Genomic DNA, 1,228 nt, shown 5'->3' with positions numbered 1-1,228 from the left:
CTAATTGTGATGGATGAACCAGTATCTGCATTGGATCCAATCGGTCGAAGAGAGGTATTAAACCTTATTCAAGAAATTAAAAAGGAAACAACTATTTTATTATCTACCCATATACTAGGCGATGCAGAAGAAATATGCGAAAGATTTGTCATGATAAAAAATGGCTGCAAGATAGAAGATACAACTATTGCAGAACTATTAAACCGTAATAGTAACAACCAATTAAAATTAGAAATCTCGATGTTAAATCAAGATTGGATTGAAGATGTAAAAAAATTACCTTATGTAAAATGGTTTGAGGTAAGTGGGAATAAAATCAAAGTGAAAGTCGAAAATATCGAAAAAAACAAGGATATGTTACTTAAAGATGCATTGGAGAAAGGAGTGGACATAGTAAAATTTGAAATCCATCATGATACTTTAGAAGAAATCTTCATAAAATGGGTGATAGAAAAATGAATAGTATTATTGTACTGACAAAAAAGGAATTTGTTCAAATGGTACGTGAATTCAAAGTGATTTGGTTACCCATTGTCTTTCTCCTTTTAGGTATAACTCAGCCAGTTGTTACCTATTACTTGCCTTCCATTCTAAAAGCTTTAGGCGGTAGTCAGGGAATTACGATTGATCCGAGTTTGACGCCTCAAACTGGCGGAGAAATTCTAGCCAGCACATTAGGATCTCAATTTGATCAACTTGGTATCATGATTATTGTTGTCTCAATGATGGGGATAATTCAATCAGATAAAGTTAATGGGATGTTAGGTTTTATTTTAACAAGACCGGTAAGTGTTCTTTCTTATATAGGTGGAAAATTGGTTTCAAATTATTTATTGATTTGTTTTAGTTTAGCGATGGGATACTTTGCTTCCTATTTATATGTTTACTACCTTTTTACGAATGTTCCTTTTTCCGACATAGTGGTCGCCTTATTATTTTATCTTGTGTGGGTTTTATTTATGATTTCATTTACCACAATGATCAGTACCATTTTTAACAATCAGGGTCTTATTGCCTTGATATCGATTGTGTTTCTTATGATTTGCAGAATAATTGTTGGTTTAAATCCCGTTATTGATTTTGTCAATCCCGCAATGATGAGTAAATATGCAATGGAGATCTTAATCACAGGATCCGTAAATTCGAGCATCATTGGAAATCTATTCACATCGTTTTTTTGCATCTTACTGACGTTCCTTGTAACAAAATATTGGATTGATCATAAAAA

General features: G+C 32.4%; 2 protein-coding genes. Both read left to right on the top strand.

The features are described from left to right. Positions 1-459, top strand: a 459-nt coding sequence (locus ACRX5O_RS25175) for an ATP-binding protein DrrA1-3 family domain-containing protein (protein ID WP_433908442.1), incomplete at its 5' end; no start/stop codon positions are given. Continuing rightward, positions 456-1,228 (top strand): ABC transporter permease (locus tag ACRX5O_RS25170; RefSeq protein ID WP_433908441.1); only part of this gene is annotated, 773 nt, incomplete at its 3' end. The genes ACRX5O_RS25175 and ACRX5O_RS25170, both read left to right, overlap by 4 nt.

Source organism: Robertmurraya mesotrionivorans, assembly GCF_050971805.1.
In the GTDB taxonomy this organism is placed as follows: domain Bacteria; phylum Bacillota; class Bacilli; order Bacillales; family Cytobacillaceae; genus Robertmurraya_A.
This window is presented reverse-complemented; position numbering and strand designations above follow the sequence as displayed.